The organism is Nocardia sp. NPDC060220 (genome assembly GCF_042727815.1).
Taxonomy (GTDB): Bacteria; Actinomycetota; Actinomycetes; order Mycobacteriales; family Mycobacteriaceae; genus Nocardia.
In genome coordinates, this window is record NZ_JBHWZY010000865.1 from 1 (window position 1) to 2,846 (window position 2,846).

The following is a 2,846-nucleotide window of genomic DNA, read 5'->3' on the forward strand; positions in this document are numbered from 1 at the left end:
AAAACGAGATCGTTACTTGTCTCGTGGGCTCGGTTATTTTTATAAGAGCCCGGCCCCCGCACTCCTTCCGGAAGGAGTGCGGGGGCTTTTCCGGTGTGATTTAACCGAAGCGGCCGGAGATGTAGTCCTCCGTGGCGCGCTGGGTGGGATTGGAGAAGATCTTCTCGGTGTCGTCGATCTCGATCAGGCGACCGGGCTTGCCCTGGGCCTCGAGGTTGAAGAAACCGGTCTGGTCGCTCACCCGGGCGGCCTGCTGCATGTTGTGGGTGACGATGACGATCGTGAACTCTTTCTTGAGTTCGGTGATCAGGTCCTCGATCGCCAGGGTGGAGATCGGGTCGAGGGCCGAACACGGCTCGTCCATCAGCAGGACGTCGGGCGAGACCGCGATGGCGCGGGCGATGCACAGACGCTGCTGCTGACCACCGGAGAGGCTGCCGCCGGGCTTGTCGAGCCGGTCCTTGACCTCGTTCCAGAGGTTGGCGCCCTTGAGCGAGCGCTCGGCGACCTCGTCGAGCTCCTTCTTGTTGCGCACGCCCTGCAGCTTGAGCCCGGCCACCACGTTGTCGCGAATCGACATGGTGGGGAACGGGTTCGGGCGCTGGAACACCATGCCGATGGTGCGCCGCACGCCGACCGGGTCGATCGAGGAGCTGTAGATGTCCTCGCCGTCGAGCAGCACGGCACCTTCGACGCGGGCGTTCGGGGTCACCTCGTGCATGCGGTTGAGCGAGCGCAGCACGGTGGACTTGCCACAGCCGGAGGGACCGATGAAGGCGGTGACGCTGCGCGGCAGCACGGTCAGTTCCACATTCGCCACGGCGTGGAAGCTGCCGTAATAGATGTTGAGATCTTTGACGTCGATCCGCTTGGCCATCTGAGTATTCCGTTCGCTTCTATCGGTTCCGGGTGAGCAGCTTGTTGACGCCGGCGGCAGCCAGGTACAGCAGTGCGATCATGAGGATCAGCGTGAACGCCGCACCCCAGACACGTTCGCGGCCGGCAGCCTCCGGGTTGGCCAGCTCTTGGTAGATCAACAGCGGCAGCGAGGCCATGTTGCCGTCGAAGATGTTCTGGTTGATCGACTTGCTGTAGCCGACCAGCACGAGCACCGGCGCGGTCTCACCCATTACGCGGGCCACGGCGAGCAGGATGCCGGAGATCATGCCGGGCGCCGCGGTGGGGACGACGATCCGCAGGATCGTCTTCCACTTCGGCACACCGAGCGCGTAGGAAGCCTCACGCAGCTCGTCGGGCACCAGCTTCAACATTTCCTCGGTGCTGCGCACCACCACCGGCAGCATCAGCAGTACCAGCGCCAGCGAGACGGCGAAGGAGCTCTGCGGCATGCCGAAGGTGGCTATCCAGAGCGCGAAGATGAACAGCGCGGCAACGATCGAAGGCACACCGGCCAGGATGTCGACCATGAACGTCGTCACCCTGGCGAGCCGACCGCGACCGTATTCGACGAGGTACACCGCGGCCATGATGCCCAGCGGCACCGCGATGACAGAGGCGACCAGCGACTGCACAATCGTGCCGTAGATCGCGTGGTAGACGCCGCCGCCGGTCTGATCCGGCAGGATGCCCTTCTGCGAGTTCGTCCACCAGTCAGCGGACGCGATCGCGGTGATGCCCTTGGTGACCACCAGGCCGAGCACCCACACCAGCGGGATCAGCGCAATGACGAAGCACAGCGTGACCAGGCCGGTGGCGACGTTGTTCTTGATCCGCCGGGCGGTACTGACCTCACGAAAGGTCCGAGCCTTTACCGGCTTGTCGAGAGTCGTTGTGGTGGTCATCAGCCGTTCACCTTTCCACCGGAGGCCAGGCGGGCCAGCGCGTTGACGACGAAGGTCAGCGCGAAGAGGACGAAGCCTGCGGCGATATAGGCGCCGGTCGGCAGCGGGGCGCTGAATTCCGAAGCAGCCGACGCGATCTTGGAGGCGAAGGTGTAGCCGCCGTCGAACAGCGACCAGGTGCCGGGCACCGAAGCCGTCCGCAGCACAACGAGGACGGCGATCGTCTCACCCAGTGCACGACCGAGGCCGAGCATCGAACCGGCGATCACACCGCTGCGGCCGTACGGCAGGACAGTCATGCGAACGACTTCCCACTTGGTCGCGCCGAGCGCCTGCGCTGCCTCGATGTGTGCACGCGGAGTCAGCGAGAACACTTCACGGGACACCGAGGTGATGATCGGCAGGATCATGACAGCGAGCACGACACCGGCGGTGAAGATCGTGCCACCGCCGCTGATCGAGATTCCACCTTCGGTGTGGGAGAACAGGAAGAACCAGCCGAGGTTCTCGTTCAGGAATTCCTGCACCGGCACGATCTTGGGTGCCAGCACCAGGAAGCCCCACAGACCGAACACGATGGACGGCACCGCGGCGAGCAGGTCGACCAGCATTGTGAGTGGCTTACCCAGCCGCGACGGCGCGTAGTGCGTCAGGAACAGCGCGATACCGACACCGATCGGCACCGCGACGATGAGCGCGAACACCGAGCTCAGCACCGTGACCATGAACAGGTCGCGGATACCGAAGCGCAGGTTGTTCGCGTCACCGGTCGAGAATTCGGTACTGGTGAAGAAGTTGACCTCGTCAGCCCTGATCGAGGGGACCGCGCGGATCAGCAGGAACAGCGCGATCAACGCGATGGCCGCGACAATCGTCGCGCCGGCCGCGGTGGCCGTCCACCGGAAGATCGTCTCGGCGTTCAGGCGGCCGGTACGACCCCCGTCAGGGGCCTTGTCGATTTTCGGTTCGGTCGGCATATTCGCAGTATCTCCGGCCGCCCGTGGGCTCGTCGAATTCGACGAGCCCACTGCGGTCACCAAGGCT

General features: G+C 64.3%; 3 protein-coding genes. All 3 read right to left on the minus strand.

Going from position 1 to position 2,846, the window contains the following annotated elements; genetic code table 11:
* Positions 1-100: 100 nt before the first annotated feature.
* From pstB to pstC, 3 genes are read right to left on the minus strand one after another with little or no spacing between them, the layout of a single operon-like run.
* A complete protein-coding gene (gene pstB / locus ACFWF3_RS30920) occupies positions 101-877 on the minus strand; it encodes a phosphate ABC transporter ATP-binding protein PstB (RefSeq protein WP_056818713.1) in 777 nt (258 codons plus the stop codon).
* Positions 878-896: 19 nt separating this feature from the next.
* Positions 897-1,802 carry a phosphate ABC transporter permease PstA gene (gene pstA, locus ACFWF3_RS30925; RefSeq protein WP_379317248.1) on the minus strand — a complete coding sequence of 302 codons (906 nt, stop codon included), beginning with the start codon at positions 1,800-1,802 and terminating at the stop codon, positions 897-899.
* Positions 1,802-2,779 (minus strand): phosphate ABC transporter permease subunit PstC, encoded by a 978-nt coding sequence (gene pstC / locus ACFWF3_RS30930; RefSeq protein WP_379220142.1) that lies wholly within the window; start codon positions 2,777-2,779, stop codon positions 1,802-1,804. Before pstC ends, pstA begins: the two co-directional genes overlap by 1 nt.
* Between the last annotated feature and the right edge of the window lie 67 nt (positions 2,780-2,846).